Origin of the sequence: Ruminococcus sp. AF17-12 (assembly GCF_003479245.1) — a bacterium.
GTDB lineage: Bacteria > Bacillota > Clostridia > Lachnospirales > Lachnospiraceae > Blautia_A > Blautia_A fusiformis.
The window spans coordinates 702-5,151 of the sequence record NZ_QUGY01000031.1 but is presented as its reverse complement, the minus strand read 5'-3'; the positions used below and the strand labels follow the sequence as shown (position 1 = coordinate 5,151).

At 46.9% G+C, this 4,450-nt stretch carries 2 protein-coding genes and 1 tRNA gene; 2 read left to right on the top strand and 1 reads right to left on the bottom strand.

From position 1 onward, the window contains the following. Window positions 1-294: 294 nt before the first annotated feature. Window positions 295-1,266, bottom strand: a complete 972-nt coding sequence (locus DWW77_RS17790; protein WP_022427213.1) for a carbohydrate kinase family protein — start codon at window positions 1,264-1,266, stop codon at window positions 295-297. A 215-nt stretch (window positions 1,267-1,481) separates the two neighbouring features. Between DWW77_RS17790 and glgB the strand changes: the two genes are divergently transcribed. Next, a complete protein-coding gene (glgB, locus tag DWW77_RS17785; protein WP_118609264.1) occupies window positions 1,482-3,755 on the top strand; it encodes a 1,4-alpha-glucan branching enzyme in 2,274 nt (757 codons plus the stop codon). A 126-nt stretch (window positions 3,756-3,881) separates the two neighbouring features. Then, a tRNA-Thr gene (locus DWW77_RS17780) sits at window positions 3,882-3,954 on the top strand. Window positions 3,955-4,450 lie beyond the last annotated feature (496 nt).

Below are 4,450 nucleotides of genomic sequence, written 5' to 3'. Positions count from 1 at the left end.
ATTAGAATGAATGTACCGCTGATTTCAGAATAGGCGTACCGTTCGAGCAGAATTTGCATTTTATACGATAAGATATTAATAAAAATATATGATATAACAGGGGAAATATGAAGAATACACAACAATTGGCGGATAGGCGCGAAGCGTCGTTTCTGCGGTACGTGCCCGGAAAGAGGGGGTGCAGGGGGAGAAAAACGGGCTTCGTAACTTTGAGTGCTTTCTCCCCCTGCGGTGTTTTCTCAGCTTTTCAAAGCCAATAAACAAAAAAATAATTCAATAAAAGAAAAACATACACTACTTGCGGGATGCAATGAAGTCAAGAACTTCATCTCTTTCAGGCATTACGCGGAGTGCTCCCTTCTTTGTTGTGATGAGAGAAGCTGCTGCATTTGCAAAAGTAAGCAGCTCTGCGAGATTTTCGTCAGTGAGATCCTCAAGACCGTGTTCCAGCACATAATTCAGGGTGCTTGCACAGAAGGTGTCTCCTGCACCGGTGGTTTCAATGGTTTTTTCCTGAAGGAAAGGAGCAGCCTCGACCTTCCGTCCGCGATAATAAGCGCGGCTTCCGTCTTTTCCCATTGTGATCAGCACAAGCGGGATATGATATTTTTCTTCGATAAGGGCAGCACCCTTGTCATAATCTGTTGTGTCAAAAAGAAATTCCACTTCATTATCAGAAATCTTCAGTACATCACAGCGTTCCATGCCGTATTCGATCTCTTTGCGGGCATCGTTCAGATCCTTCCAGAGTGGAGGGCGTAAGTTCGGGTCAAAGGTGATGATGCATCCGGCTTCTTTTGCCACGTCAAGAGCATAGCGGGTTGCTTCACGGACACCTTCATGTGTGGAAGAAAGTGTGCCGAAATGGAAAATCCTGGAATTGCGGATCAGATCGGCATCTACCTCATCCTTTGTCAGCATCATATCTGCACCTGGATTACGGTAGAAAGAAAAATCACGGTCTCCGTCCGGGTAAGTATGTACAAAAGCAAGGGTAGTGTGAATTTCATCGTCCATGACAAGATTTCTGGTATCAATGCCGCATTCTTCTACGGCAGCCTTCAGCTGCTTGCCGAACATGTCGTTTCCGACCTTTCCGATAAATGCAGTTTTTTTGCCAAGACGGTTCAGCATGGCAAGAACGTTACAGGGAGCTCCGCCCGGGTTTGCCTCGAAAGTAGGGTTTCCTTGGGAACTGTCACCGTTTTCTGTGAAGTCGATCAGAAGCTCGCCGAGAGCTGTTACATCATACTGTCTGTTTTCCATTGATGATTCCTCCTGATAAGTTATTTGTTTCATATTCTGCTTCATATTATAATCGTTACATATGATTTTGGGAAGGACCAAATCGAATTATTTTCTGTTCTGTTACCGGTTACTTGTGGTGCTTTTTGCGAAGATTAGAACTGTTATCTTTATTTTTCTGTAAAATGGTGGTAAACTTAGTCTATAAAACAACAAATATGATGGAGGAGACGATTATGGCTGATAAAGCGTATGAATATATGGATTGGCCCCGGATCGAGGCGATCGTTTATGGGGAGGAGGCATCACCTCGTGATGTGATGCAGCCAAGGGTAACAGAGGATGGCGTTCTGATCCAGGGATTTTTTCCGGGAGCGGATGCTGCAGAGGTTGTTGTAGGGGAAAAGAGTTATCCGATGATCCTGGAAGATGAGGCTGGTTATTATGCTGTAATGCTTCCACTGAAAAGGATTCCGGAATATCGTTTCCGTGTGATAAGAGGAAGCAGGAAAGAGACTTTTTACGATGCGTATGAATGTCCATGCCAGATCACGGAAGAGGAGGAACGAGCTTTTTGTGCCGGTGTCTATTACAAGGCATATGAGAAGCTGGGAGCGCATCCGGGGACCTGTGGCGAGGTAGAAGGAACATATTTTGCTGTCTGGGCACCCAATGCAATCCGTGTCAGTGTGGTCGGTGATTTTGACAGGTGGGATGGAAGGCGTCTTCCGATGCATCGGATGCCAATGTCCGGAATTTTTGAGATTTTTGTTCCAGGTGTAGAGGCAGGGGACTCTTACCAGTATGAGATCAAGATCAAAGGCGGCGATGTACAGCGGAAGTCTGATCCTTACGGAAATGGAACTCAGGGAGCGCCGTCTGTGATTTCTGTTGTAACAGAGCTGGGGGATTTTTTATGGCAGGATGAAGCGTGGATGAAGGAACGTGAAAGGTTTGCCAGCCGTGAAGTTCCGGTTTCTATTTATGAAACGGATGTAACAGAGTGGAAAAACAGTGGTGAACTGGTGGAGTTTCTGAAGGAAACCGGTTATACGCATGTAGAATTTCATCCGGTGATGGAGTATCTTGACCGAAGTTCAGGAGGATATTCTACGTCTGCGTATTATGCTGTGACTACCCGTTTTGGGACTGCGGCAGATTTCCGGACACTGGTGGAGGATCTTCATCAGGCAGGGATTGGCGTGATCCTGGACTGGACACCGGCTCAGTTTCCGCGGTTTGATGCAGGGCTTGAGAAATTTGACGGAACTTCTCTTTATGAAGTACAGGATCCGGCTATGGCCGTTCATCCGATGTGGGGCACCATGCTTTATAATTACGGAAGTCCTATGGTCAAAGATTTTCTTATTTCTAATGCGTTTTTCTGGCTGGATGAATTTCATGTGGACGGATTTCGGATGGATGATGTAGATGCGATGCTGTATCTGGATTTTGGAAGAGAGGCGGGACAGTGGACGGCTAATCTTTATAGTTCCAATGAGAACCTTCAGGCAATGGAGTTTCTGAAGCATCTGAATTCTATTGTGAAGAAGCAGTATCCGGGGATTCTTCTGATCGCACAGGAGGATGGTTTATGGCCGCAGCTTACAGACAGTGTGGAGAATGATCATCTGGGGTTTGACTATAAATGGAGTGGTGGCTGGACAAAGGATCTTCTTTCTTACCTGGAAGCAGAGCCTTTGGACAGACGAAATTATTATGATCAGCTGACGCTTTCCATGATGTATGCATATAGTGAGCATTATGTACTGACTCTGGGGAAGAGAGATGTGGGTACGTTAAAAGAGTTTCTGGAGAAGCTTCCGGGATCTTCAAGGCAGAAGGATGCTCAGCTGCGTGCTGCGTATGGCTATCTGATGCTTCATCCGGGTGTGAAGATGACTGCGCCGGATGGGGATGTGGGGCCGGAAATGAGGGCGTATCTGCATGATCTGAATGAACTTTACAGGAATCATCCGGCGTTGTATGCAATGGATGGTAATTCGGATGGGTTTGAGTGGATCCAGTTTACTAGCTATGATGAGAATGTGGTTGCGTTTCTTCGTAAGACGGAAAAGCCGGAAGAAACGATTCTTGCGGTGTGTAATTTTTCACCGGTATCTTATGACAGTTACCGGGTTGGTGTGCCTTTTGCAGGGAAATATAAGGAAATTTTCAACAGTGACAGTGAAAAGTTTGGCGGACAGGGTGTGGTGAACGCACGGGCGAAAGCGGCTATTCATATGGAGTGTGATAACAGGGAGTTTTCTTTGAAGCTGAAGCTTCCGGCTTATGGTGTGGCGGTATTTGGGTGTACACCGGAGAAGGGGGATGTGAAGAAAAGCTCTGTGAAGAAAGGAAATGTGAAAAAGACTGTGGGGAAAAGCAGAGGAAAGCGTATGGATAAAGCGAAAATGACGGTGGTTGAAAAATCTGTGGCTGTAAAGGATGCGGTAAAGGTTGTGAAACGGGTGGCTTCTCGCAGGAAGGGGGCTTCCGGGGATGAGTGATGGTTTGTGAATTAAATGGGAATATGGTTGGGGGTGATTGGGGTGGTGAGGATTTGAGTGGATTGTAGGAAAAAGTGCTTGCATTTTTTGTAAAATACGGTATAATATCAGTTGTGTTTAGCACAAGCTGGAATAGCTCAGTCGGTAGAGCACTTCACTCGTAATGAAGGGGTCGTGAGTTCGAGTCTCATTTCCAGCTTATATATGACTGATAGGAGTCCGGTGTCTTTGGAATATGAAGATGCCGGGCTTTTTTTGTGTGTATGGATGTGGTTGAGGGACGCCAGAGGAAGGTGGCATCGCTCCGGGCAGGGACTCCGTCGGGGGATACTACTAGGGCTCCGTGAGACGGCTAAAAGCATTGCGGCAGGGCCAGAACTCGCCTGCGGCTCAGACAGCAGACCCTGCCGCAATAACGCCGTCTCCCGCAGCCCAAGTAGTAATCACCCCTCCTCCGCAGCAGCCCGGCCCGATGCCACCTTCCTCTGGCTGACGTTTCCAGCCGACAGGAAAAAACATGCGGGGTATGGAAGCGGACTGGGCGTCCTGTCCTGAAATGTTAGACTGGCACAGAATATTCCTATAAGTATCGAAGAATACAGAAACAGGATCGGCACAGCGTATCACCATAAATATCGAAGAATACAGGAACTAGATCGGCACAGCGTATCACCATAAATATCGAAGAATACAGG